The 1,317-nt window shown below is 65.8% G+C and carries 2 pseudogenes; both read left to right on the top strand.

Annotated features, from left to right (window positions below):
• Positions 1-804: pseudogene (locus AC4BGB_RS21545) on the top strand (hypothetical protein); the annotation flags it as partial.
• Positions 805-914: 110 nt separating this feature from the next.
• Positions 915-1,317: pseudogene (locus tag AC4BGB_RS21540) on the top strand (hypothetical protein); the annotation flags it as partial.

Raw genomic sequence — 1,317 nt, 5'->3', positions numbered from 1 at the left:
GAGCCGGTTGTTGAGCCGGTGGTCGAGGTTGTCGAGCCGGTCACCGAGCCGGTTGTTGAGCCGGTGGTCGAGGTTGTTGAGCCGGTCACCGAGCCGGTCGTCGAGCCGGTGGTCGAGCCGGTGGTCGAGCCGGTCACCGAGCCGGTTATTGATCCGCGGGTCAAGGTTGTCGAGCCGGTGCTCGAAACGGTGGAGCCGGTTGAGCCGGTGACCGAGAAGATGACAGAGGTTGCGCAGCCGAGGGATGAGCCCCTCGTTGAGACTGTGCAGGCGCCGACGGAGGCCGAAGAAGCGCTTGCGTGCGCGAGCATGGACGCGGTGGTGCCCGTTGCCGCTCCTGCTGGGGAGACGGCCATCGCCGCGGACGCAGTCGTGCTGGAGGACACCGTCGCAGGAGTTGTGGCATCGGCCGCACCTGGAAGCCCTATTGCCGTCGCTGCCGTCGCGCTTCAGGTGGCCTCGCCGGCCGTCTGTGGGAGCGTGGCAGGGGCGGAGTCCGTCACTAGTTGGGCAGCGGAAGCCGCTGATGCCGGAGCTGGTCGCGGCGACACGATCGAGGGCACTAGGGCTGTTCCCCAGGACCCCGCCCAGCCGACCGCTCCCAGCGCTCCCAGCGCTCCCAGCGCTCCGGGCGCTCCGGGACAAGGACCAGCCTCGGTCAGTGGATCGGGTTGCTTGGCGCCCTCCCTGGGGGTCCTTGACAACTCTGACGTCGGCGCCACTCTGATCGCTGATCGATTCGCTGCTGGGGATGCCACAGTGCCGCACAGTCGTGCCGCCCTGATCCGTACCTGGCCTGGTTGACCCTCCCTGCACGGGCTCGCCCACGCCCCGTCGCCATCGACGGGTGCGAGCGGGGCGCTCTTTTAGCGCGTCCACGCACAAACATTTCGAACTTGCAAGGGAGAAAGTCCATGTACAAGCGACTCGGGTCACGGCTCTTCGTGACCACAGCATTGGTGGGAGGGTTCTGGCTCTTTGGTCAGTCCGCCGCCCAAGCAGAGGATGGGACGCCGCCACCGCAGGACCTGGTCAGCGTCTCGCAATCACTGGCTGAAGACCGGAACAAGGACTGGGGCCACAAGGACCGGGACAAGGACTGGAACAAGGACCGGAACAAGGACTGGGACAAGGACTGGAACAAGGACCGGAACAAGGACTGGGGCCACAAGCACCACGACAAGGACTGGGACAAGGACCGGAAGAAGGACCGGAACAAGGACTGGGGCCACAAGGACCAGAACAAGGACCGGAACAAGGACTGGGGCCACAAGCACCACGACAAGGACTGGGGCCACAAGGACCAGAACAAGGACC

Source organism: Nocardioides sp. Z30_9, assembly GCF_058215735.1.
This window is presented reverse-complemented; position numbering and strand designations above follow the sequence as displayed.